Genomic DNA, 24,185 nt, shown 5'->3' on the forward strand with positions numbered 1-24,185 from the left:
TTCCGTTCAGTTAGTTTGCGGCGCAGTCGCTGGCAACAGAATACTGGCCACCGTACCTTGTCCCGGTGTTGAATGAAGTAAAAACTGACCATGATGCGCATGGGCAACCACCTGAGCCACCGCCAGCCCAAGCCCGGTACCGTGAGACTTGGTGGTATAGAACGGTTCCATCGCCCGCTTGACTGTCTCAGCGTCCATACCCGGGCCCTGATCGATGATATCGATCCGCAGGTTACCCTCATGAACCGACAACTGCAGAATCAGCTCACAGCCTTTTCCGGTTGCCTGCAGAGCATTCTCAATCAGGTTCATGCAGACGCCGAGCAATGCTTCACGGTTGCATTGAATCAGGTAATCCTGCGCCTGATTGATGCAATCACAATCGGCATCGTAATTCACCAGAGGCAGGTCCAGCATATCCTCCAGCTCAGCCAGAAAGCGCTGCGTGGTCATCTGGTCATCCAGACGCATCTCGCCGCGGGCAAAGATCAGCATATCCCGCACCTGCTGCTCCAGATTTGCCAGACGGGATTTGACCTTACGTGCAAATTTCTGCCGTTGCTCCTGCTGCAGATCAGGGCGCATTAAATGATCCACATACAGCAAGGCTGCAGACAGTGGCGTACGGATCTGATGCGCCAGCGAGGCCATCATACGCCCCATTTCAGAGAGGCGCTGATAGTGAGATAACCGCCCCTGCAACAGCCGGGTTTCGGTCTGGTCGGTCAACAGGACTAACTGCCCCGGCTCATGATCCATCGCCCGGGTCATTAAACTGACGCGCCGGCCATTTTTCAGGGAGACCTCATGACCATCATCACTGCGCGGCGCAAAGCTGCGCTCAATCACCTCGAACCAGCGCTCCCCCTGCAACGGTTCACCGAGAAATGCCACCGCCGCCGGATTGGCTTCGGCGACCACCCCGGAACCGTCGATCAGAACAACCCCGGCCGGCAACACGCCAAGCAGGTGCTGATAGCGATCACTTAAGGTATGCGCAACCGGTGAATGTTCACGGCTGGCCAACTCAGCTTTAAGCGCCTGCAGCTCAGACTCGAGCTCACGGATCCGCTGCTGATCACTGTTTTCTGTATTCATTTACTTACGTTGAATCCCGTACTTACGCATTTTTTCCACCAGAGTGGTTCGCCGGATCTGCAACAGCTCCGCTGCCCGGGCCACCACATTATTAGCGGCATTCAGGGCCTGATCGATCAGACTGCGTTCAATTGATTCAAGATGCGACTTCAAGTCTAGACCGCTCTTCGGCAGGTGATCCAGAAGCGGGGCCTCCGTCACCTGCGGCATCGTGGCAGATTCCATATCATCTGTCCGGTAACGCTCCGGATCAGGCTCTGCAACATGCCGGAATCGCTCCGGCAACTCGCTGACCCCCACCACCCCGTTCGGGTACAGAATAGCTAACCGTTCTATCAGATTGGCCAGCTCACGGACATTCCCCGGCCATGGATGTTGCGCCAGAGACTCAATCGCACTCGGCTGCAGTCTTACCGAATCAAAGCCCTGCTGCTTAACGCGTTCTATCAACTCCTGCAGCAAAACAGGCAGATCTTCCGTGCGCTCGCGCAGAGGCGGCATCTCGATAGGAAATACATTCAGGCGGTAGTAAAGATCTTCGCGGAACTCTCCCGCCTCGATCATCTGCTCCAGATCTTTATGCGTGGCGGCAATCACCCGGATATCCGCCTCCAGCGTTTTAGTCCCACCAATGCGCTCAAACTTCCGTTCCTGCAATACCCGCAGCAGCTTGACCTGCATCGGCAGCGGCATATCACCGATCTCATCCAGAAACAGAGTGCCCCCCTGGGCCAGCTCAAAGCGCCCCGGACGGCTGGAAACAGCACCGGTAAAGGCCCCTTTTTCATGGCCGAAGAGCTCGCTCTCTAAAAGATCCGCCGGAATCGCTCCACAGTTAATCGGAACAAACGGCCCGGCCTTACGCACCGAGTGGTCATGCAGGTTGCGTGCAACTACCTCTTTGCCGGTACCGGACTCACCGGTGATCATGACATTCACATCGCGTCCGGCCACCTGCGCCATCGCCTGACGAACCCTGAGCATTGGCTGACTGCAACCGACCAGACTGGAAAACAACTGATCCGCAGCATCCGGCGCGATACCGGCACTGATCTGCTGTTTCACTAACTGGGCCCGATGCAACATATCCTGCAACTGCTGGTAATTGAACGGAATGGGCAACTCACCGAGCAGCAGTGATTTAAGCTCTGCGGGCAACTCTTCCACTTCCGCCCACTCGCCCAGCGTCACCACCGCCGCAGCCGGCACCTTCTGCTGCAACTCACGGATCAGTTTTTCCAGCGAGATTGGCAACTGACTCTGCCCCAGCAGCACCAGATCAGCAGGTACAGGCTCGCTGGCAGATTGCAGCCAATCCACAAAACCAAAGAATTCGCAGGATTGATCGAGAAACGTCAGCGCGGACTGAATCAACTCCCGCCGACTTAAATCATCATCAATGACCAGAACAGAGGACATAAGCGTAAACCGGATATTTTCTATTGCCGGTAATAGTTACGTGCATCGACAGGAATGTCAATAAACCGTCATCAGATAAGACTCAACAATTTTGACGGCATTTTTTTGACTTGCAGGAATATATCTCTATTATGAGCTGACAACAGGAAAGGCTAAACCGATAAAGCAAATAAATACTTTAGAGCTAAGTACAGGCGCCGAAAAACTAACTATGGCGATTATTTTCTTTGCAGCCCAGGACGATAGATAAATGAAAGCAGTCATCCTCGCAGGCGGACTTGGCACCCGAATATCTGAAGAAACACATCTGAAGCCTAAACCGATGATTCAGATCGGCGGAAAGCCCATCCTGTGGCATATAATGAAGATCTACTCAGCTCACGGCATCAATGACTTCATCATCTGCTGCGGCTATAAGGGCTATATCATCAAAGAGTATTTTGCCAACTACTTCCTTCATATGTCCGATGTCACCTTTGATATGCGCTCTAATGAGATGGAAGTACATCATCGCTTTGCCGAACCCTGGAAAGTCACGCTTGTCGACACTGGCGCCAATACCATGACCGGCGGACGACTTAAACGGGTTTCAGAGTATCTGAAGGACGAAGAAGCCTTCTGCTTCACCTACGGTGATGGTGTCAGCGATGTAAATATCTCCGACCTGATCAAATTCCATAAACAGAAAGGTGTAAAAGCTACGCTGACAGCAGCTATTCCTCCAGGCCGTTTCGGCGCCCTGAATCTGCACGGAGACATGGTCAATCGTTTCCAGGAAAAGCCCAAAGGCGATGGTTCCATGATCAATGGAGGCTTCTTCGTGCTCTCTCCCGATGTTCTGGACTACATCGAAGGCGACCACACCACCTGGGAAGACGAACCTGTCGGTCGACTCGCAGAAGAGGGGCAACTGGCAGCATTCAAACACGATGGCTTCTGGCAACCGATGGATACGTTGCGTGATCACACCGTTCTGCAAAACCTCTGGGAGAAAGGAAACGCTCCGTGGAAGATCTGGTGATAGACCAAAACTTCTGGCACCAGCGCAAGGTATTCATAACCGGGCATACAGGCTTCAAAGGCGGCTGGCTGGGGCTATGGCTGAAAAAATTGGGGGCACAGGTAACAGGTTATGCACTTCAGCCTGATACCACACCGAACCTTTTCAGCCTGCTGGGCTGCCAGCAGGTGTGTGACCGGTCCATCATTGCTGACATTCGTGATCTGTCTGCTCTCAAACAAGCCCTCATCCAGTCTGAAGCCGAGATTGTCTTTCATCTGGCCGCGCAGCCCCTGGTCCGAAGAAGCTACGCCGACCCCATAGAAACGTTCTCGACTAATATAATAGGCACCGCCAATCTGCTAGAAGCAGTACGTCAGGCCCCCACGGTCCTATCGGTTATCAATGTTACCTCTGATAAATGCTATGAAAACCAAGGCTTCAGCCGAGGTTATATTGAAACCGATCCGATGGGGGGCCATGACCCTTACAGCGCCAGTAAAGGTTGCTCAGAACTGATTACCAGCGCCTATCAGCGCTCCTACCTGCAGGATCAAGGCATTTCGGTCGCCAGTGCCAGAGCCGGCAATGTAATGGGTGGTGGCGACTGGTCCGGTGACCGGCTTCTCCCGGATGCGATACGGGCTTTTTCAGAGGGGCACCCCTTACACCTTCGCGCGCCTGGCTCCATTCGCCCCTGGCAGCATGTGCTCGAGCCTCTCGCCGGCTATCTCCTTCTGGGACAGAAAATTGATGCGACCTCCACAGCGCAAACTGGCTGGAACTTCGGCCCGGATGAGTCCGGTGCCGCATCGGTAGAATCAGTGATTGAACTGGCAGCCGAGGCATGGGGAAACGGCGCCGCTTATACCGTTGCAGATCGGGCCCCTGATCTGCATGAAGCAGCCGTTCTGGTACTGGACAGCAGCGCAGCTAAACTACATCTCGGATGGCAACCGAAACTGACACTGCGTGAAAGCATCCGGTACACTATCGACTGGTATAAAGCTTTCTTTTCAGAAAAAGACCTGCTCCAACTCAGCCATCAACAGATAGATGAATATTCATCCCGATAAATGCATAAACTAGACGAAATACGAAATAACATTTCAGCGTTGGTAACTGAGTATGCCGAGCACGCGTTTGCTGACAAGGAATTTATCCCCGGCATTACTCCGATTCCCCCTTCAGGTAAACTACTGGGTGAAGCAGAGCTTCAGAACCTGGTGTCAGCATCACTCGATGGCTGGCTCACCACAGGTCGTTTCAATGAACAGTTTGAGACCCAGCTCGCCGACTACCTTCAGGTGAAACATGTCCTGACCACAAACTCGGGTTCATCAGCCAACCTGCTGGCCTTCTCAGCATTGACCTCACCACGACTGGGTGAAAGAGCACTGCAACCAGGGGATGAAGTCATCACCGTAGCTGCCGGATTTCCGACAACGGTAAATCCCATTCTGCAGTACGGCATGATCCCGGTATTCGTAGATATCGATATCCCTACCTACAACATCAATCCAGACCGGATTGAAGCAGCCATCAGCAACAAGACCCGGGCGATAGTTCTGGCACATACGCTGGGAAATACATTCAATATTGACCGTGTCAGGCAACTGGCAGATCGTTATAACCTCTGGCTGATAGAAGATAGCTGTGATGCGCTCGGCTCCGAGTACAACAGCTCAGATCCCGATCTTGGCCAACGCAAAGCCGGCACCTTCGGTGATATCGGTACTCTGAGTTTTTACCCTGCACACCATATCACAATGGGGGAAGGTGGGGCGGTATTCACCAATAACGGTAAGCTGAAGGCCATTATAGAGTCGTTTCGTGACTGGGGACGTGATTGCTTCTGCGCCCCGGGTCAGGATAACACCTGCGGCAAACGCTTTTGTCGCCAGCAAGGCAATCTTCCCCACGGTTATGACCACAAATATGTATACAGCCACCTGGGATACAATCTGAAAATTACCGATATGCAAGCCGCATGCGGATTGGCGCAACTAAACCGAATCGAAGAGTTCACTCGCCGCCGAAAAGAGAACTTTGCGTTTCTCCATGCCGCCCTGAAACCGAGTGAAACCAGCCTGATACTGCCGGAAGCGACCCCGGGAGCAACGCCATCATGGTTTGGCTTCCCGATCACGCTGAGGCAGAACGCTCCCATCAACCGGCTGGAGCTATTACAGACGCTGGATCAGAGAAACATCGGCACACGTTTACTGTTTGCAGGAAACCTGACCTGCCAGCCCTATATGCAGGGAAGATCATTTCGGGTTTCAGATTCACTGAAGAATACCGATATAGTAATGAAAGACACCTTCTGGATAGGCGTGCAGCCCGCCCTCAGCGAAGAGATGTTGAGTTACGTCGCAGCAACGATCAATGACCTGGTCAAACCCGACTGAATCATTGCCCGTTTATAAAATAACCTCCGGGATGCAGCCCCAGAATAACAAAACAGATAATTCAGGAGATGGTGTGATGTCTTCACTACCAGCTACTTCAGATCCTGCCCTGACCGCAGGAGAACAAGCCAAACGCAACGATCTCGCAGCACGTAAGCCCTACGTGGCAGAGAAACTGGCAAAAATCAGCGACATGGAAGCTCGCGGAGAGATCAGCCCGATCATCCGCCTTGAAAAAAGCTATCTCTGCAACTTCCGCTGTACGCACTGTTCCGCCGAATATTACATGGACCGGCATCTTAATAAGATTCATCATATCCAGGACGACCGTCGTAAGATCGACCTTGAGGCTGTGAGAAAACTTTCCGATGAAGCAGACCAACTGGGTCTGGCCCGCTTTGTAATCACAGGCGGCGAACCGCTGGTTATGAAAGATTTCGATGAAGTCGTTGCGGCAATCGATCCGGACAAGCACTACATCATTACTGATACCAACGGCTGGTTTCTGGATGATGAACGAGCCCGCCACCTGAAAGAGATTGGCGTGGAAAAAGTACAGCTCTCTCTGGATAGCATGATCGAGGAAGAGCACGACAACTTCCGCAACAAACCCGGCTCATATAAACGGGTGATGCGTGCGATAGATGCTTCAGTTAAAGCCGGCCTGAATCTGATTCTCTCCACCGTACTGGTTAAGGGGCGGGCTAAAACGGCTGAATTCCGGGAAATGTGCCAGTTTGCGACCGACAAAGGTATTGGCCTGTATGTTTCCTACGCTAAACCTACCGGTTCCTGTACAGAGCACCCGGAATTTGTCATCGAAAAAGAAGATGCAGATATCCTCCGGGAGCTGGAAAAAGAGTACAACGTCTTTTCTCATATGACACCCTCTTATGGCTCCTTTAAAGGCTGCATTACAGTCAAAGGCATTATAACAGTGACCTCAACCGGAGAGATCACGCCCTGTCCATACATCGACATGTCCCTCGGCAATATCTTTCAGACACCGCTGAAAGAAATCCTCGACCGGGGTATGCGTAACCCATGGTTAGGACCACACCGTCCTGACTGTCTGATAGGCGAAGATCCGGCGTTCATTAAAAAACATACGGAAATCACCTCGCGCTATAAAACCTTACCCGTTCCCTGGGGCGAAGGCTTTTCTGATTCAGACAGCCTGACGGACTAGCTCCACGTACATCGATTTTTCAGGAACCGTTATGACTGTATTATTCGATCCAAACGGGCGCTGTATTCCAGGCCCGGTAAAAGCCAAAGTTCAGCCAAAAGTGAGAAGGTATTTTCGCTGCGAACAACCCGAGTATTCGCTTCAGGACATCTATGAGCGCAGCGCCCGGTTCATTGGAGAGCTAACCCTGACCGAAGCCGAATTTGAACAACAGGTTACCCGGTTGATGAGCGACCTCAAGGGAGACCCGCAACTGGTTGACCTGCTTTCCGGTCCGGTTATCCCCTTCATACTCCCCAAACATGCCCGCGAAGATATCGGCACACTGCTACAACAGAAATACCTGCCCGCGGTCGCCAGCGCTTTTGGGCATGCCTATCCGGATTATGAGTTTGTTGACCACAATAAAACACCGCTCGCCGGGCGCTTGCGACCGGCCGCGAACACCGGTCACCAGGAACTACTGCAGCGTCAGGCAGATCGGGATCTGGTTGGTCTCTACTGCCCGGCGATGGACGGATATTCTCTCGGGGCAGCACGTGAGCAGATAAGCCTTCTGCCTCAGCACTTCAGTCTGGCCGGTGCTGCAGACACCTGTGCGGCACTGGTAGCTTGCCCCGGCCTGCTGATGCGAGAAGACGGCTACACACCCTTACTCTGGTTCGGCGCACTCGAAACAGATGATCCAAATGAAGGTTTTCACCTTGAAGCCTATGGCTACAACCTGAACTTCAATCGCCGGATGCATCTTGGCAATGCTGATGAATACTGGGCCAATGGCCTGGTGTACTGTAAGTAACTGAATCTGATTATTGAGCGGTAAACATGAAGCAATTACCCCTGGATAAACCCCTTATCGTACTGGAAATGGCTAACAACCATATGGGTGATCTGGCACATGGTCTGAAGATGATTGACACTTTTGCCGAGGTCTGTAAAAAATTCCCGTTCAGGTTCGCAATCAAGCTCCAGTACCGTCAGATGGACAGCTTTATCCACCCTGATTATCAAGACCGGATGGATCTGAAGTATGTTAAGCGCTTTATGGAAACCCGGCTGACCCGTGAACAGTTCGAACAGATCATAGCGCGTATCAAACAAGCCGGTTTTCTGACCATGTGCACTCCGTTTGACAGTGAATCTGTACCTCTGATTGTTGAACAGCAATTTGATATCATCAAAATCGCCAGTTGCTCCTTTACTGACTGGCCACTGCTGGAAACAATCGCGGCCACCGATTTACCGGTGATCGCCTCTGCCGCTGCAGCCAGCGCCGAAGAGCTGGATAACGTGGTTACATTTCTGAGTAATCGGAACAAGTCGTTCGCCCTGAACCACTGCGTCGCGGAATACCCGACACCACCTGAAAAAATACAGCTTAATCAGATCGACTATCTGCGCACCCGTTACCCGGAAGTACCCATTGGCTATTCCACCCACGAACCCCCCTCCTTTACCGGATCAATTGCCATGGCAGTGGCTAAGGGAGCGATGCTGTTTGAACGCCACGTGGCACTACCCAGTGAGCAGTATCAACCAAATGACTATTCAGCTACTCCGGAGCAACTGATCGCATGGCTTAGCACTATAGAGCAGGCTTTTACCCTTTGCGGTCAGCGGGCAGACATACGCGTAACACCTCCACAAGAAGAGATCGACAGCCTCCGAGCGCTGCGACGCGGCGCTTATCTGAAACAGGATATTCCCGCCGGTAAGGCAATCAGCGAAGCGGATATCTACTTCGCCATCCCCTGTCAGGCAGGACAAATTACCGCTAACGACTGGTCTAAGTACGTACATCGACAGAGCACTTCGGCTATAAAGGCCAACGCTCCATTGCTTAACTCTAATTCAGAACAGAGCAATACCCGAGACCGGATTCTGGCCATCGTAGGACAGGTAAAAGCCGTTCTGAATGAAGGCAGTATTACGGTCCCCCCCGAAGCCGCTCTGGAGATTTCACATCATTACGGCGAAGACCGGTTTGATGATTTCGGGGCAGCCATGATCACAGTAATGAATCGCCAGTACTGTAAGAAGCTGATTATTCTGCTTCCGGGACAACAGCACCCGGAGCACTTGCATAAACGTAAAGATGAAACCTTTTATGTCCTCAGCGGTGAAATTACAGTGAACCTGGATGGAAAGGCCCAGCAACTGAAATCGGGTGAAATGATCACCGTACCCGCCCATACCCAACACAGCTTCAGCTCCGAGACAGGGGCGGTATTTGAAGAGATCTCGACCCGTCACTTTCAGGATGATTCGTTCTACAGTGACGACAGCATTTTGCAAAATCCGCAACGTAAGACCTATCTGAAGTATTGGCAGAACCTATAACTACACCCTTTAACGACTGTATTGCAGAGTAAGAACAGCATTATGAACAGGAAAATCCGGCTCGCCGATTATGTGTTTCAATTTTTAGCCGAGAAGAACAGCGAGCATGTATTCCTGCTACCCGGCGGTGGCGCCATGCATCTGGTGGATGCAGCAGGACAAACTGAAGGACTCAGTGTTATTCCCTGCCACCATGAGCAAGCTGCCGGCATTTCCGCAGAAGCTCACGGCCGGATCAAAGGGAGGCCCGGCGTAGCGCTGGTAACCACCGGCCCCGGGGCCACTAACATTGTTACTCCGGTTGCCGGTGCCTGGATTGAGTCTGTGCCCATGATTATCATCTCCGGACAGGCTAAACGCGCTGATCTGATCGGTGACAGCGGGGTACGCCAGAAAGGCGTACAGGAAGTGAACATTGTTGAGATGGTCAAATCTGTCACTAAGTATGCCGTGACAATCACCGAGCCCATGCAGATCAGGCAGCACCTTGAACAAGCCTGGCATCTGGCCACCAGTGGACGACAAGGCCCTGTCTGGCTCGATATCCCGCTGGATGTTCAGGCCAGCATGATAGAGACAGAACAGTTAGAAGGCTGGCAGGCACCACCGGAATTGGTTTCTTATCAAACTGATCTGGCTTGTGACAGCATTATCAATCAGCTCAGCAAAGCTCATCGGCCATTACTGATGATCGGTCACGGCGTCCGCCTCTCCGGTGCCGCTGATATCCTGCAAGCTCTTTATGAGCGCCTGAAAATCCCGGTCGCCACGACCTGGAACGCCATGGACATGATCCCCTACGATCACCCGCTTAACGCCGGGAAACCGGGATCTGTCGCACTGCGTGGCGCTAACTTCGCGGTACAGAACTGCGACCTCCTGATTGCAATAGGCGCAAGACTTGATCCGGTAGTGACTGCTTACTCAGCAGAAAACTTTGCCCGTTCAGCCACGCGTATTGTGGTTGATATCGATCAGGCCGAACTGGACAAACTTCAGGCGCATGATTTCACCGTTTTCAGGGCAGACGCCAGAGAAGTCCTGCTGAAACTATTGGATCAGTCTTCCCGTCAGCCAACACCAGACTGGTCAGAATGGGTCAGTACCTGCAAAAACTGGAAACAAAGATACCCCATTAATGACGGGAAGGCCTTTCCTGATAAGGGAGAGATAAGCAGTTACCACCTTACCGAAGCGCTGTCAGACGCTCTGCCAGAAAACCAACTGATTACCACCGGCAGCTCGGGTCTGGCTGTTGAAGCGTTCTATACTGCATTTCGAAACAAACCCGGCCAGCGAATTATGCTCACGTCGGGACTAGGATCCATGGGTTACGGTTTACCCGCTGCTATTGGCGCCTGTCTGGCAAACGGTCGCAAACCGATGGTGGCCATTGAAAGCGATGGCAGCCTGCAGCTCAATCTGCAGGAACTGAGCACACTGGCTTCTCTGCAACTGCCCGTCTGTATGTTCATCATGAACAACGCAGGCTATGCCTCAATTCGTAACACCCAGCGAAACTACTTTGATAGCCGCTTTGTTGGCACAGGGGCTGAAGCGGGTTTACTGATCCCGGATATACTCGCCGTGGCCGAGGCAATAGGTCTTAAAACCCAGCGCATCACTTGCGTAGAGAAACTCGAGGCAGGCATCAAAGAAGCACTGCAAACTCAGGGCCCGCTGATCTGTGATGTTACCCTGATATCGGATGAAACCCTGTGGCCAAAATCAGCCGCACTGCCACAAAAAGATGGCTCCATGCTATCCATGCCACTTGAAGATATGTCCCCTCTTTTATCACTGGAGGAACTAAAGGAAAACATGTGCGTTCCGCTTCATCCCGCATCACTTTCTGCCCGGCAGGATGGCACAGAATGAGGGAGTACTACTTCAATATTCCCACAGCAGAGCTTGATGAAGTGCTGTCACACACACAGATTTGGTCTGAACTGAAAGATCAACATCTGCTGATCACCGGCGGCACCGGCTTTTTTGGCCGCTGGATTCTGGCTTCCATTCTTCGGGCAAACGATACCCTTAAACTGAATATCCATGCCACAGTTATCACCCGCGCTCCAAAAGGCTTTGTTCAGGCATTTCCTGAAGCACACGATAAATGCTTCAACTTTAAATATGGCGACCTGCGGTATACGCTACTGCCGGTAGCGAATTACTCTCATGTACTGCATCTGGCAACCGACTCGATTGCCAACCAACCCGCGGCACATCTCGGCCTGACCGATTCAGTCATCACCGGAACCCGAAGAGTGCTCGATCATGTTGCCAACTGTTGCCCTCAGGCTAAAGTGCTCTATGTCAGTTCCGGCGCAGTTTATGGCCCTTTACCGGACGGAGAAATACACACACCGGAAACCTATACAGGCGCACCACCTCCGGAGTCTCCCCAGGCCTTTATGTCCTCAGCAAAGAGAATGGCAGAACAGCTCTGCTCTCTGTACAGCAATACGAAGGGACTGGATGTCAAAATCGCCCGCTGCTTCTCCTTCGCCGGACCTCACATGCCCATGCAATCCTACTTTGCATTCGGTAACTTTATTCACGATGCTGTTCAGGATAAACCCATCGCGATTAATGGTGATGGCACTCCCATCCGCGCTTACCTATATGCAGGCGATCTTACCGCCTGGTTATGGACCATTCTGGATAAAGGTGAGCCGTGCCGTCCTTATAATGTTGGCTCAGATCAACAGATTAACCTCAAAGAGTTAGCGACCACCATTTCTTCTCTGATATCAGATGAGGGCTCTGTTAAGGTCACCTCCAAAGTCACCGGCGCAGCTCCGTCACGCTATGTTCCTGATATATCCAGAGCCACGAATGAGCTGGGACTCTCCGCCTGGACAGATCTGCAAAGTACGATCTTACGCACGGCTCACTGGTATCAATCCTTTGGTGAGACGCTGGTTGAGCGTGACCAGAACTCCCCCCGGACTCTGGTCATGGACATCGACGGCGTGATTGCCAACATTGCACCCGACAATGACTATAACCTTTCAACACCAAGGCAACACAATATCGAAAAACTCAATCGCCTTTATGATGCCGGGCACAAGATTATCCTTTTTACCGCACGTGGCTATGTCACTGGCATCGACTGGCGTGAGGTCACCGAGCAACAGATGGAACGTTGGGGTGTGAAATACCATGAACTGCATCTGGGAAAACCCGCAGCGGATATCTATGTGGATGACCGCATGGTCCCGTTGGAAATGTTTCCCTCTTTAGCTGAGTAAACAGCGAGGATCTCTATGCACAAACAGCCACATTGCCGTGTTTGCGATAGCCCGCTCAGCCTCCTGCTAACACTGCAAGAGATGCCCGCAATGGCGCAAAACTTTCCGGATACAGATAGCCTTGCCGATGATAAAGCGGAAGATCTGAAGGTCTGTCAGTGTCTGACTTGCGGGCTGGTTCAACTGGATTGCGAGCCCGTTGCATACTTTCAGGAAGTCATCCGGGCGGCGGCATTTTCTGATGAGATGAAAGCCTTCAGGCTAAAACAGTTCGCCCGGTTTATCGAAGCTTATCAGTTGGCAGGCAAACGGATTCTTGAGGTCGGCGCCGGAGCAGGAGAGTATCTTGATCTGATGCAGGAGCAGGGCGTGGATGCCTGGGGAATCGAAGCGGGAGTCGGCGCAGGGCACCACCCAAGAATCAGCAAATCCTACCTCGATAGTGATAGCAAGCTTTTAGATGGTGCTCCTTATGACGGCTTTTTTTGCCTGAACTTTCTGGAGCATATGCCGGATCTGAAAGGTAGCCTGCGCGCAATCGCATCAAACCTGAAACCCGGTGCGACGGGGCTCATAGAAGTACCCAATTTCGATATGATTCTGGAGAAAAAACTTTTCTCCGAGTTTATCCGCGACCATCTGTTCTATTTCACCGAGACCACCCTTGTCACACTGCTACAGCAAACCGGCTTTGAGGTGCTCAGTTGTAAACCTGTCTGGCATGACTACTCCCTCTCTGCCATCGTGAAAAAAAGATCCACCATCAACCTTACCCCCCTGATCAATGCAAAAAGCCAGATTGAACGGTCTGTTGACAGCTTCACCCGACAGTTCAGACAGAAAGAGATCGTGATATGGGGTGCCGGCCATCAGGCACTTGCGGTGATTAATATGCTGCAGTTGAAGCATAAGGTCGCCTGTGTAGTAGATTCGGCCACCTTTAAACAGAACAAGTACACCCCCGGAAGCCATATCCCAATTTATTCACCACAGAGAATCCATGGTGAAGAGATTAAGGCCGTTATTGTAATGGCGGCCAGCTACTCCGATGAGGTCGCTGCTATTCTTCGTCGTGACTACCGGCCCGAACTACGTGTCGCCGTACTCCGTGACGACGGTCTGGAGGAGGTCTGATGAAACCGCTGGATTCAGCGATCGCCCAAATCGATGCATCGATAGAGAACCCGACTCAGGGAATTGGTGAAGATCTGTTTCACCTTGTCAGCCGCCTGACGCCTATCATCAATGTCGACCTGCTGATCAGAAATCCACAGGGTGAGATTCTCCTGACCTGGCGTCAGGATCAGTTTTACGGACCAGGCTGGCACATACCCGGGGGCGTCATCCGCTTCAAAGAGACTATAGCTGAAAGAATTCATGCGGTTGCTAAAAGCGAGCTGGATGCTCAGGTACGCAGTAATTATCTACCGCTAATGGTTCAGGAGGTGATGAATCACACCCGTGATACACGGGGACACTTCATCTCACTCCTGTATGAGTGCACCTTACTCAGCGAACTGGATGAAAAGATGAGCTTTAACGCAGATAAGCCCGCAAATAACCAATGGCGCTGGCACAAAGAACGCCCAGACAATTTAATTGAAGTGCACCGCAGAATTTATTCTCAGGTTTTTAACTAGTCTATGGCAGCCAATGATCAAGCAGTGAAAGTCTCAGTAATTATCCCGGTCTATAACGCCGCTGTTTATATCTCAGAATGCCTCAATAGCGTTCTTCAGCAGTGCCATCAAGACCTGGAGATTCTTTTAGTAGATGATGGTTCAACCGACCACAGTGTGCGTGTAATTAAAAGCTATCAAGACAAACGAATAAAGCTTATCTGCTCAGCCAATAAAGGCGTATCCAGCGCCCGTAATATTGGAATCAGGGCATCGACCGGAAACTATCTGTTTTTTCTGGATGCTGATGACAGCCTGCCTGAGACCGCTATTTCTGAGCTCGTTGAAGCTCTACGAATCAACAACAGCGATATAAGTATTGGCAGCTACGTCCAGTTCAGTTCAGCCTCCGCAGAGCTGGAGAAAACTATTTATCCTGACAACAGAACCTTAGACCGCAACGCAATTTTCCAGTACATCTGCCAATACCTTGAAGCCCCCAACAAGTCACCTTTATTCGTTTTCTCCTGGGGACGCTTATACAGCGCTGATCTGATAAAAAACAATCAGGTATATTTTAATGAACACCTGTCCACATTCGAAGATGTTCAATTCAATCTTGATTTACTCAAGTTCATAGACAATATCAGCTATACCCCTAAGATAGTCTACCGACATAGACTCCACCCCCTGAACAAGTCTGCTACGACTCAGTGGAAAAAGTCACCAGAGGAGCTTTTTGGTTTTGTGGCACCGGTATTGTCATGTACGGATCTGCTCAAAGATGAACTGGGTAATGTCAAAGCTCTTAGACTTGTTGAGCAGTGTCTATGCTCTTATACGATCATTCAGCTTATTCGGCTTTGCGGAGGCCTGAAGCTTTCAAGCTTTTACCTAATTTACCGATATATTAAACAATTGGTAAATACAGATTGGTTAGTGTCAGCAATCCAAAATTACAAAGCTGCTGCCGGGAATAGCACTCTTATCCCAGCCCAGATCGCGCGGAGGCGTCCATTAATGGTGTTAATCGCCTGCTATCTACACGCTCGCAAACGTTACAGGTAGAAAAACTTTCAATATGAATATATTCAAGCAGATAAAACAGCAGAATCTCCCTGTTGTTATCTTCGGAGCAGGATTCGCAGGTCAGGTCATTTTGAACACCTGCCTGGACAATGGACTTGAAGTTAGCTGTTTCTGCGATAACAAGAAAAACTATTCAGGCAGTTTTCTTCTGGGACATAGGATCATTCATCCTTCAGAATTTGACGATTTATTCCAGGACGCTATTTTCATTATATCCGCCGCTGACATACATGACGTGGCAGTCCAACTGAAGGAACTGGGTTATAGTAACCACATCGCAGGCGGCGACATACTCAAGCACTCTGATCTGAGCAAACATCACTATGATACTGAATTTTCGTTTCTGGATTATGCCGTAGCCACGTGCATTCAGTGCCATGATGCCTACCAGAATCCAAGCAAACTATTCCTGAGAAGCGTAGATATTGTTATCACTGAAAAGTGTTCGATGCGGTGCAAGGACTGTTCGAACCTGATGCAATATTATGAAAGTCCGGAAAACTACTCACTGGAAGAATTAGTCAATTCTTTAGAAACCTTCTTTTCCGCAGTTGACCAGGTAAACGAGTTCAGAGTCATTGGTGGTGAGCCATTTATGAACAAAGAGATAGGCCAGGTCATAGAATGGCTAAGCCAGCAGGAGAAAGTCAACAAGCTGGTGATTTACACTAACGGGACTATTGTCCCCAAAGGCAAAAACCTATCTTCTCTGCAGAACGAAAAAGTGTTGATGATGATTACCGATTATGATGCTTTATCCCGGAATCATGAACGCCTGGTAACAACCCTTCAAGAAAACCATATAGCTTACCATACGGATAAAGCTCAAAACTGGACGGACTGTGCCAGCATCGAGCCACGCCACAGGAACGCGGAACAACAAAAAGAGGTATTTAAAAATTGTTGCGCTAAATGCCTGTTCACCATTATGGACGGGAAATTCTACCGCTGCCCATTCTCTGCCCATGTGGACAAACTAGGCGCTACTCCGCTCTACCCCGACGACTATATTGCGCTACGTCCTTCCCCTGATCAGCAAGGATCACAACTTCGTGAGGCACTCGCGCAATTTATCAACGAAAAGGAATCCCTTCTTTCCTGTAATTATTGCGCGGGACGTTTTTTAAGTGATGAGAAGATAACACCGGGGATTCAGGTAAGTGAACCATTGAACTTTACTAAGCTGAGGTAACCATAAGACAGGCCTCAACCTGCTCCCCGGTAATAATAGCTTGCGTTTAATACAAGCTAGCCGCGGAGCACCTACCCTGAAGCTGTTAAAATAACAACTATCAGAGAAGTACTTGTGCGAAACAGACCCTGAACGCCCCGGACAATTTTTCTGATACTAACCCGATCAACGAGAGCTTGCCCGTTCAACAAAAATGGACCACATTTTAGTGAAGTCGGTAAACAGTTGCTGAGCCATAATTTCAGGATTAAAAAAACCACTCTCAGGAAGACTCTCTCTCAACCGGTTTTTGACACTCATCAGTTTATCCGGATACCGGGCCATATCCACGGCTTTTTGTACATATTCGCCGTGATCTGCGGCAACTAACTCCTGTAGATTAACCCCCTCCAGCATGGCGGCACCAGTCCTGCTTATAACAGAGCTCCCCATCAGAGAGACATAGGGAACCCCCATCCATAAAGCTTCCATATTTACTGTAGAGCCATTGTAGGGGAAGGTATCCAGAACAAGATCGATCTCCCGGAAAGCCGAAAGATATCCGGCGTAAGTACCGTCATGGCTGGCCAGAGTAAATCGGTCAGCCGAAACGCCAAATCCCTCAAGTCGAGTAATAAATTGCTGCTTAAACCCCTCATCGCCGAACAGCCAGGAGTCGATGTAGAAACGTGCGTCGGGTAACTCGTGTAATATCTCCGCCCAAAGACGAATGACTTCATCAGAGACTTTATCTACACGGTTCATACAGCCAAAAGTAAAAAAACCATTCTTCTGGTATGGCGTACAGTCAAATTGCCTCTCAAACTCAATGTCCAGCATAGCCAGACACTGGCTACTCTTAAACTGCCACACCTCTTCAGTGAAATCTGGGTTATTCCGTACTGGACTGGCGACTTTTCCGGCGCCAAAGTAGTCAATTTCCGTTAACCCGGTACTGGCAAAAAAACCCATCCAGCTGAGTTGCACAGGGGATGGCTTATAAGCGAAGACAGGCAATCGATTGTGTGCCGAATGCCCCGACATATCGATTAATATATCGATACGATCTGCATATATTTTTTTTGCCAGCTCTGGATCGTTTATATGAAACACATCATTCCATTCGGAAAAACAGGGTTTCATTCGCTCAGTAACAGCATCGTCAGGCATCCAGTTGTTGTGATACGCAATTAGCTCCACTGGATACTCTGACAACTTCCGGAGAGCACCCTCAAACAGTTTCGCCACCACATGACGACGAAAATCCGCCGCCACAAAGCCAATTCTCAAAACCTTCTTTGCTTTGAGCTCCAAAGCAGGCCAGGCAGTGTATAGCTGACTTCGTTTTCTCGCCAGCCGAGCGTACTCTTTGGCAACCTTAAGGTACTCAGCTCCCGGCACACTTAAGTCAGTCGCAAGGCACATGAGTTCATTACTGAAAATATCTAAACGGCCTGGATCAGCCTGCCGGGCCTTACGGTAACAGGATACAGCCTCTTTCAGCCGGGACTGGGTTTTGTATACATTGCCCAGATTGTTAAGAGCCTTAACAGAAACCGGGTCATAGTTGATGGCTAACTGATAATGCTCTATCGCTGACTGGAGATCCCCCTGACTGGAGTAGATATCGCCCATCCCCCGGTAGGAGGCTGATAGATTCGGTTTCAGAGAGATAGCTTTTTTAAAATGCTCCAGTGCCAGCGGCTTTTTATCGAGTTCAAGCAAAGCAAAACCCATGTGATGATAGGCATCACCACTTTCGGGATTAAGCTTAATCGCTTTCAACAGGTAGGAGACAGCAGGCTCGAATTGCTTTTTGATCAGGCAGATAATACCCATAAAATGATTGGCATCGAAATTATCAGGGGCAATCGTGAGTGCTTTACTAAAAACAGCCTCAGCTTCTGCATAATTTCCCGAGCGATAGCACCTGAGCCCTAGCTCAAGAGCTTTCCCGACCAACTGACTCTGAGTAGCCTGATCCATTATTTGTTGGTTTCTTGAATCTGAACCTCAACAGGCATCGCAGACCAACCAGAACGCACTTCCAGAATTAAATCCATCACTTCCTGAATTTTCTTTTCATCATTCTCCCGGTTAGCAAGCAACACCTGGCGAATCATATAGTTATAAAGTTCATCCAGATTCGCCGCCAGTTCACCGCCTTTATCAAGATCAAGAGACCCCTTCAAACCCACGATAATATCTGTTGCCTTATTAAGATGTTCAGTACGCTCTTCAATCTGGCCACGCTCTGTTGCACCTTTTGCTTTCGCAAGCGCTGTTAACGCACCTTCCAGTAACATGGAGATTAGTTTATGGGGGCTGGCTGTTTCTACGGTTGCCCTCAAATCAACACTTTTATACTGTTTCAGGGCATTCAAATTAACGCTCATATCTATATACCTACCTTAAAAAACGCTACAAGCGCAGTGAGCAAAAAAATTACATTAACCATTCGATGCGGTGAATGGCAGCCGGTCCAGAATACCATCTAACTGGTTACCAGTGCTCTGGAAACTACTGACAATTCGCTCCATCGCTAAAAACTGCGAGTACAACCGAAGCTCCAGCTTTTCCATTTTTCTATCCAACTCTTCACGATCTTCGGTAATTCCCTCAAGAGAGTCACCGATATTATCCTCACGAAGCTGAATACTGCCACTCGAAGACAAGAAGCTATTGATCAGATTTTCAAGCTCACCGGCAAACCCTCGAGAGAAACCAATACTTACCGTGCCTGCAGCAACAGCATTCTCACCAATAGTTAAGTTGAGCCCGTAAGGATCAGTATCAATCTTAGGTAACAGCACATTACCAGATCCGAACCCGGCTTCACCATTGATTGTGCCTGCTACGTTGACCCCTGTGTCGGAGAAATCTGCAAAGCCCAGCTCCGCAATGTCGGCTCCAAAATCTGCAGAATCGAACTGAACAGTCGAAGAAGTACCGTAACTACGTGAAGTGAAAGTAAACTGGTCAGTGGCACTATCATAGGCCACATCAACTGCAATATTCGAAGCACTCAGATTACTATCGCCATTAATCAGCGATTGCAGATCAGCCCTGACCTCATCAATAGTCGAATAGCTGCCTGTCAGGGTAATCGTGTCAGACTTGGTTCCATCTACAGTAATCTTAAACGACAGGTCAAGCGAACTCGCATCAGGAATATTCACACTATCGGCAGCACTGTCGAAGCTGATATTCCCGCCATCGACCATTGCATTAGTTGTCACAGTAGCCTTTTCAGGGTCGGTTGTAACCACAACATCATAGCTCCCCGCCACAGTACCGGAGGCATAGCTACCAATGGAAACACTCACTTCATCGCTGGATGAGGAGGTTCTGGTTGCAAACAGAGATTCCACCAAAGCAAAGTTATCCTGCATTGCCGCACTGAAATCGTCCTCATCAATCGACAGCGAACCATCCAGCTCTGTGCGAATACCGACATTGGTCAATGCGTTATAACCATCATCGACACCAGGCACAAGCGCACTGATTGTGTTACGGATCTGGTTCACAATCGCTTTAGCTGTACCATCTGTCGCCAGATCTCCTCTAACTACCTGGTTACTCTCGTCGCGGCTATAACCCACCAGATTCTGCGCTGTCTCATAAAACAGGTTGTACGCTTCGACAAAATCCCGAATTGCCTGCTCCGCTACAGCAGTATCTTCTGAAACGGTAAAAGTAAAACTGGACCCAGGTTCGGCTTTGTTTACCGAGAAATTAAACCCCTGAATAACATCATCTATTTCATTGGTTTCTCGATAAACCGTCAGGCCGTTTACTTTCAATGTGGCGTCTGCCGCCTGTTGAGTTTCTGTGACCTGAGAGTGCTCTGTTTCATTGAACTCGAATACACTGAGGCCAGTAGTGTCACCCTTAGTAGCATCATCGCTGGAAATACGCATCGCATTATTCGCACCTGATGGCGCGGTTAAAAGCAACTGGTACTGACCATCAACAAGTAATACTGAAGCCTGTACATCCGCATCTTCAGCATTGATTTTATCGGCAATATCCTGAAGAGAATCGGTGGCTTCCACGACGATATTCAATGCCGCTCGCGCATCATTAACAGAAAAGGAGTACGGATCGTCATCAGTATCTACATCTGCACCGGGATCGGCAGCTTCATCGTAGGTCCAGGTACCGAAGCTAATGGTCAGTGTACCTGACTCATTCAGAGCAGAGTCTTTATCCGAATAAGCCCCCGTGACAATCGACTGGGACTGAGCTACAGATTCAACTTCAATATTGTAAGTCCCGGTCTGAGCACCGGCTTCCACCGAGTTTGGCGTAATAACATCAGTATCAGGGAATGCCACCGAGCGGGCATTAAAAGTGTCATTATCAGCCAGAGGCGATAAAGCCCCTTGCAGCTCTGACATACTGCTTTTTAAAGTGCCATAAGCAGATATCTGGGATTCGAGGGTTTCCTGCTTCGAATTAAGACGCTCTTCACGAGGAGCCTTTTCAATTTCGACAAGCTGTGAAACAAGACTGGTGGTGTCGATACCAGAACCGGCACCCAGTGATTTAATGATACTATCACTCATTGCCCATGCCTCTGGTTTTTAGTGAGTGGAAGAAGCCCGTAGTGTCTCAGGCTTCCTCGTTGAAGATCAAGCCCATCATACGATCAAGGGACTCTGCGAAGCGCAGTGCTTCTTCGTTAGGGATCTGACGAATCACTTCATCGGTACTCAGATCACGAACCTGAACTACCACCTCATCAGAAGTTTTATCAACTGAGAAGTTAAGTGAGCGCTGTCCGCTTTTCATCATCTCATTGAGGCGATCAATTGCAGCTTCCAGCTTTTCAACAGACATCTCTTGCGATTCTTTAGCCTGCTCCTGGAAACGCTCGCTTTGTTGAGGCTCCACGGGCTGGCGCTGAACCTGGCCTGCTTGCTGAGGCTGCTGAGAAGGCTGAACAATATTCGCCGCAGCGTTAGCAGCACCCATTGATTCGATAGCCATAACTCATTTCCTCTTCTTTAACTTTTTGAGTAATCCCCCTTCACCGAAGGCTCAGGGGGATCTCAACTCTATCTGTCAGTATAGCTGCTATCTTACTGCAGCAGTGACAGAACCTGCTGAGGTGCAGCGTTAGCCTGTGCCAGCATCGCTGTTCCTGCCTGCTGCAGTACCTGAGCACGACTCAAGTTTGCAGATTCTTTTGCAAAGTCTGCATCTTCGATACGTGAACGGGCAGCCGCTACGTTCTCAGATACGTTAGACAGGTTGTTGATGGTGAAGTCCAGGCGGTTGTTGATTGCACCCAGATCACCACGAGTAGCGTTGATCTGCTCAAGAGCTGCATCAATAGTGTCAATCGCCTTCTGGGCTCCAGCAGCGGTGGAGATATCGATATTAGCGACACTGCTACCAGAACCTACTGCAACGTTAGTTTCATGTAGATTCAGAATACCCTGCATGGTGGTTTCCTGACCATCTTTGTAGTCGATGGAAATATCAGCACCATCCACAGAGGTCAATTTCAGCGCGTTAGTTACACTGGAGCTATCCAGAGAAGCAACCACACCAGTCTGCTCTGTGTAAGTGTTCAGGAATGCTACGGTATCACTTGCTTCACCAGCAGTGTCGTTGCCATCGTAGTCGATAGTATTATCATATTCACCGATGGATACGCCGTTCAGTACCAGATCACCGTCATTGAAGGCAGTGGTTGCCAGTGCAGCATCACCCATGATTTCACCCTGTTTCAGGCGAGTGTCTACACCTGTCAGTGACGCATCGGTAGCAACACCATATTCAATGGTTATTTCATCTACGCCCGCTTCAGCGGTAAAGGTCAGGTGAGAAAATCCAGTATCACCACCGTCAAGGCCAGTACCCAGAGCTGCCGCAGCGTCTACTGTACTTTCAGTGATAGCAATAGATGTTGTATTTTCTGCACTCAGGGTCAGGTAGCCATCGTCATTTACGCTTGCCTGTACCAGCCCACCAGATACCTCGTTGATGGTTGATACCAGATCATCCATATTGCTGGTGTTGCTTACCTGGAAAGTCTGAACAGTATCATCGGCCATAGTTACCGCAAACTGAACATATTCACCGTCCTGAATGATACCGTCACCACCGGTGGTCGCTACCATCTCAGTAGTTGCACCAACAGTTACTCCAGTTACATTGCCATTAATCTCATCCAGAGCATCTTGCAGACTTCCTGATGCGTGAGCACTCAGATCACCCACATCCTGACCGTTGATTTCCATAGTGTTAGTAACACCATTGATCCCATCGATACCTGCCAGCAGGTCAGATCCCAGGTCCGTACCCGTTACGCTTGCACCTGAACCGTTACCCAGTGAGTTGGTATCTGTTGCACCAATGTTAAGAGTAATAGTCTCATTGGAATCCGCACCAGCCTGAAGGTCAACTTCACCCAGCGTACCATCCAGAATCTGCAGGCCGTTGAATTTGGTAGTTTCAGAGATACGGTCAATTTCTGCGATCAGCTGCTGTACTTCTGCGTTCAGAGTAGAACGGTTACCTTCATCGTAGGTACCGTTGGCAGACTGAATAGACAGCTCACGCATACGCTGCAGGATGTTAGTAGTCTCGTCCAGTGCACCTTCTGCTGTCTGGATCAGAGAGATACCATCGTTCGCGTTACGAATCGCCTGATCCAGACCACGAACCTGAGAAGTCATACGGTTAGAGATCGCCAGACCCGCTGCATCATCCGCTGCGGAGTTAATGCGCTTACCGCTGGTCAGACGTTCCATAGCCTGGTTCTGATCACCCTGAGAGAGGGTCAGGTTACGCTGAGCATTCAGCGACATGATGTTTGAGTTAATTACCATTGCCATGAGATTTTCTCCTCACAATCAGCCGAGTCTGACCGGCTGTATTCGAATTTTTGGCTCTTTGAATTTCTCAGTTGAAGGGGGTGAGAAATCCAAGCTTGAAAATGTTATCGACCAGGGAGCTGAACGCTTTAGAAAAAAATTAACTTTTTCTATCTTCTTACTTACAGCGCCATAACGTCCCGTTGATTTTTGTTATCGGCACGCTCAGACTGGGCATGAGAAAAATCTCGCAGGAATATTGAAATGAGCGTTTTAATTAAATTAGCGCAACAAGCTTTGCAGCAGGCCGAACAGATGGAACAGCTTGCTCAGGATGATGATTGGGAAGGTGTGACCAACCTACAAGTAACACACAACCAAACCGTGAGCAGATTAATGACTGCTGAGATTCCAGCCGAAGAGGTAAAGGAAGTTCGCCAGATACTGCTTACCACTAAAGAGACCAACAACCGCACCATGCAATTGGCCGAACAGGTAAAACAAAAATTAGTTAAGGACAAAAAGACACTGGGTCAGGCCGCCAAAATGCAAAAAGCCCTGGACGCCTTCCGGTAGGAGGCGCGTCTCGCGCCGAAGGATATCTCAAATCCTGCCACAACTTCTCGCGCGGGGACCGCGCTCCTACCGCATTACCAGAACCCACCGCAGGAGGCGCGTTCGCGCCGAAGGATATACCAAACCCTGCCACACCCTCGCGCGGGGACCGCGCTCCTACCGCATTACCAGAACCTACCGCAGGCGGCGCGT

20 protein-coding genes are annotated in these 24,185 nt (G+C 49.9%); 13 read left to right on the forward strand and 7 right to left on the reverse strand.

Features of this window, described 5'->3' with window-relative positions; all coding sequences use genetic code 11:
* Positions 1 to 6 precede the first annotated feature (6 nt).
* Entirely contained in the window at positions 7 to 1,098 is a 1,092-nt protein-coding gene (locus tag QUD59_RS04945; protein WP_286239978.1) for a sensor histidine kinase, read from the reverse strand.
* Positions 1,099 to 2,517, reverse strand: a complete 1,419-nt coding sequence (locus QUD59_RS04950; RefSeq protein WP_286239980.1) for a sigma-54 dependent transcriptional regulator — start codon at positions 2,515 to 2,517, stop codon at positions 1,099 to 1,101.
* A gap of 250 nt (positions 2,518 to 2,767) precedes the next feature.
* Between QUD59_RS04950 and rfbF the strand changes: the two genes are divergently transcribed.
* The 12 genes from rfbF to QUD59_RS05010 all read left to right on the forward strand — a co-directional run bounded on the left by rfbF (position 2,768) and on the right by QUD59_RS05010 (position 16,611).
* Positions 2,768 to 3,538, forward strand: coding sequence for a glucose-1-phosphate cytidylyltransferase (gene rfbF, locus QUD59_RS04955; RefSeq protein WP_286239982.1), 771 nt, complete (start codon positions 2,768 to 2,770; stop codon positions 3,536 to 3,538).
* Positions 3,535 to 4,593, forward strand: a complete 1,059-nt coding sequence (rfbG, locus tag QUD59_RS04960; protein WP_286239983.1) for a CDP-glucose 4,6-dehydratase — start codon at positions 3,535 to 3,537, stop codon at positions 4,591 to 4,593. The genes rfbF and rfbG overlap by 4 nt, the downstream gene beginning before the upstream one ends.
* The gene (gene rfbH, locus QUD59_RS04965) at positions 4,594 to 5,928 is read left to right on the forward strand and encodes a lipopolysaccharide biosynthesis protein RfbH (protein ID WP_286239984.1); all 1,335 of its coding nucleotides are present in this window, start codon (positions 4,594 to 4,596) and stop codon (positions 5,926 to 5,928) included.
* A gap of 76 nt (positions 5,929 to 6,004) precedes the next feature.
* Positions 6,005 to 7,117 (forward strand): radical SAM/SPASM domain-containing protein, encoded by a 1,113-nt coding sequence (locus tag QUD59_RS04970; protein ID WP_286239985.1) that lies wholly within the window; start codon positions 6,005 to 6,007, stop codon positions 7,115 to 7,117.
* Between the two features lie 31 nt (positions 7,118 to 7,148).
* Positions 7,149 to 7,916 carry a hypothetical protein gene (locus tag QUD59_RS04975; RefSeq protein ID WP_286239986.1) on the forward strand — a complete coding sequence of 256 codons (768 nt, stop codon included), beginning with the start codon at positions 7,149 to 7,151 and terminating at the stop codon, positions 7,914 to 7,916.
* Positions 7,917 to 7,942: 26 nt separating this feature from the next.
* Complete coding sequence (locus tag QUD59_RS04980) at positions 7,943 to 9,457, forward strand: N-acetylneuraminate synthase family protein (RefSeq protein ID WP_286239988.1); 1,515 nt, start codon at positions 7,943 to 7,945, stop codon at positions 9,455 to 9,457.
* 42 nt (positions 9,458 to 9,499) lie between these two features.
* Positions 9,500 to 11,335 carry a thiamine pyrophosphate-binding protein gene (locus QUD59_RS04985; protein WP_286239989.1) on the forward strand — a complete coding sequence of 612 codons (1,836 nt, stop codon included), beginning with the start codon at positions 9,500 to 9,502 and terminating at the stop codon, positions 11,333 to 11,335.
* On the forward strand, positions 11,332 to 12,711 hold the full coding sequence (locus QUD59_RS04990; RefSeq protein WP_286239990.1) for an NAD-dependent epimerase/dehydratase family protein: 1,380 nt from the start codon (positions 11,332 to 11,334) through the stop codon (positions 12,709 to 12,711). Before QUD59_RS04985 ends, QUD59_RS04990 begins: the two co-directional genes overlap by 4 nt.
* Before the next feature lie 90 nt (positions 12,712 to 12,801).
* A complete protein-coding gene (locus QUD59_RS04995) occupies positions 12,802 to 13,845 on the forward strand; it encodes a class I SAM-dependent methyltransferase (protein ID WP_286239991.1) in 1,044 nt (347 codons plus the stop codon).
* On the forward strand, positions 13,845 to 14,351 hold the full coding sequence (locus tag QUD59_RS05000; RefSeq protein ID WP_286239992.1) for an NUDIX domain-containing protein: 507 nt from the start codon (positions 13,845 to 13,847) through the stop codon (positions 14,349 to 14,351). The genes QUD59_RS04995 and QUD59_RS05000 overlap by 1 nt, the downstream gene beginning before the upstream one ends.
* A gap of 3 nt (positions 14,352 to 14,354) precedes the next feature.
* On the forward strand, positions 14,355 to 15,398 hold the full coding sequence (locus QUD59_RS05005; protein ID WP_286239993.1) for a glycosyltransferase family 2 protein: 1,044 nt from the start codon (positions 14,355 to 14,357) through the stop codon (positions 15,396 to 15,398).
* A 13-nt stretch (positions 15,399 to 15,411) separates the two neighbouring features.
* Positions 15,412 to 16,611, forward strand: a complete 1,200-nt coding sequence (locus QUD59_RS05010) for a radical SAM protein (RefSeq protein WP_286239994.1) — start codon at positions 15,412 to 15,414, stop codon at positions 16,609 to 16,611.
* Positions 16,612 to 16,776: 165 nt separating this feature from the next.
* Here QUD59_RS05010 and QUD59_RS05015 read toward each other — a convergent pair whose 3' ends face one another.
* The 5 genes from QUD59_RS05015 to QUD59_RS05035 form a co-directional block, all read right to left on the reverse strand.
* Positions 16,777 to 18,576: a tetratricopeptide repeat protein gene (locus QUD59_RS05015; RefSeq protein WP_286239995.1), complete on the reverse strand. Its 1,800-nt coding sequence runs from the start codon at positions 18,574 to 18,576 to the stop codon at positions 16,777 to 16,779.
* On the reverse strand, positions 18,576 to 18,986 hold the full coding sequence (gene fliS, locus QUD59_RS05020; RefSeq protein ID WP_286239996.1) for a flagellar export chaperone FliS: 411 nt from the start codon (positions 18,984 to 18,986) through the stop codon (positions 18,576 to 18,578). Before fliS ends, QUD59_RS05015 begins: the two co-directional genes overlap by 1 nt.
* A 54-nt stretch (positions 18,987 to 19,040) precedes the next feature.
* Positions 19,041 to 21,158 (reverse strand): flagellar filament capping protein FliD, encoded by a 2,118-nt coding sequence (gene fliD / locus QUD59_RS05025; protein WP_286239998.1) that lies wholly within the window; start codon positions 21,156 to 21,158, stop codon positions 19,041 to 19,043.
* A gap of 46 nt (positions 21,159 to 21,204) precedes the next feature.
* Positions 21,205 to 21,582 carry a flagellar protein FlaG gene (locus tag QUD59_RS05030; protein ID WP_286239999.1) on the reverse strand — a complete coding sequence of 126 codons (378 nt, stop codon included), beginning with the start codon at positions 21,580 to 21,582 and terminating at the stop codon, positions 21,205 to 21,207.
* Between the two features lie 92 nt (positions 21,583 to 21,674).
* Positions 21,675 to 23,438: a flagellin N-terminal helical domain-containing protein gene (locus tag QUD59_RS05035; RefSeq protein WP_286240000.1), complete on the reverse strand. Its 1,764-nt coding sequence runs from the start codon at positions 23,436 to 23,438 to the stop codon at positions 21,675 to 21,677.
* Between the two features lie 243 nt (positions 23,439 to 23,681).
* Between QUD59_RS05035 and fliT the strand changes: the two genes are divergently transcribed.
* Positions 23,682 to 23,993 (forward strand): flagellar protein FliT, encoded by a 312-nt coding sequence (gene fliT, locus QUD59_RS05040; protein WP_286240002.1) that lies wholly within the window; start codon positions 23,682 to 23,684, stop codon positions 23,991 to 23,993.
* The last annotated feature ends 192 nt before the right edge of the window (positions 23,994 to 24,185 follow it).

Source organism: Neptuniibacter halophilus (genome assembly GCF_030295765.1).
GTDB lineage: Bacteria > Pseudomonadota > Gammaproteobacteria > Pseudomonadales > Balneatricaceae > Neptuniibacter > Neptuniibacter halophilus.

What these genes read in the sequence shown, in the direction of transcription:
- QUD59_RS05030 (WP_286239999.1), bottom strand. Translation starts at nt 21,582, where the DNA reads ATGGCTATCGAATCAATGGGTGCTGCTAACGCTGCGGCGAATATTGTT.
- rfbH (WP_286239984.1), top strand. Translation starts at nt 4,594, where the DNA reads ATGCATAAACTAGACGAAATACGAAATAACATTTCAGCGTTGGTAACT.
- QUD59_RS04980 (WP_286239988.1), top strand. Translation starts at nt 7,943, where the DNA reads ATGAAGCAATTACCCCTGGATAAACCCCTTATCGTACTGGAAATGGCT.
- QUD59_RS04970 (WP_286239985.1), top strand. Translation starts at nt 6,005, where the DNA reads ATGTCTTCACTACCAGCTACTTCAGATCCTGCCCTGACCGCAGGAGAA.
- QUD59_RS04945 (WP_286239978.1), bottom strand. Translation starts at nt 1,098, where the DNA reads ATGAATACAGAAAACAGTGATCAGCAGCGGATCCGTGAGCTCGAGTCT.
- rfbF (WP_286239982.1), top strand. Translation starts at nt 2,768, where the DNA reads ATGAAAGCAGTCATCCTCGCAGGCGGACTTGGCACCCGAATATCTGAA.
- QUD59_RS04985 (WP_286239989.1), top strand. Translation starts at nt 9,500, where the DNA reads ATGAACAGGAAAATCCGGCTCGCCGATTATGTGTTTCAATTTTTAGCC.
- QUD59_RS04990 (WP_286239990.1), top strand. Translation starts at nt 11,332, where the DNA reads ATGAGGGAGTACTACTTCAATATTCCCACAGCAGAGCTTGATGAAGTG.
- QUD59_RS05005 (WP_286239993.1), top strand. Translation starts at nt 14,355, where the DNA reads ATGGCAGCCAATGATCAAGCAGTGAAAGTCTCAGTAATTATCCCGGTC.
- fliT (WP_286240002.1), top strand. Translation starts at nt 23,682, where the DNA reads ATGAGCGTTTTAATTAAATTAGCGCAACAAGCTTTGCAGCAGGCCGAA.
- QUD59_RS05035 (WP_286240000.1), bottom strand. Translation starts at nt 23,438, where the DNA reads ATGGCAATGGTAATTAACTCAAACATCATGTCGCTGAATGCTCAGCGT.
- QUD59_RS05010 (WP_286239994.1), top strand. Translation starts at nt 15,412, where the DNA reads ATGAATATATTCAAGCAGATAAAACAGCAGAATCTCCCTGTTGTTATC.
- QUD59_RS04950 (WP_286239980.1), bottom strand. Translation starts at nt 2,517, where the DNA reads ATGTCCTCTGTTCTGGTCATTGATGATGATTTAAGTCGGCGGGAGTTG.
- QUD59_RS04995 (WP_286239991.1), top strand. Translation starts at nt 12,802, where the DNA reads ATGGCGCAAAACTTTCCGGATACAGATAGCCTTGCCGATGATAAAGCG.
- fliD (WP_286239998.1), bottom strand. Translation starts at nt 21,158, where the DNA reads ATGAGTGATAGTATCATTAAATCACTGGGTGCCGGTTCTGGTATCGAC.
- QUD59_RS04975 (WP_286239986.1), top strand. Translation starts at nt 7,149, where the DNA reads ATGACTGTATTATTCGATCCAAACGGGCGCTGTATTCCAGGCCCGGTA.
- QUD59_RS05015 (WP_286239995.1), bottom strand. Translation starts at nt 18,576, where the DNA reads ATGGATCAGGCTACTCAGAGTCAGTTGGTCGGGAAAGCTCTTGAGCTA.
- QUD59_RS05000 (WP_286239992.1), top strand. Translation starts at nt 13,845, where the DNA reads ATGAAACCGCTGGATTCAGCGATCGCCCAAATCGATGCATCGATAGAG.
- fliS (WP_286239996.1), bottom strand. Translation starts at nt 18,986, where the DNA reads ATGAGCGTTAATTTGAATGCCCTGAAACAGTATAAAAGTGTTGATTTG.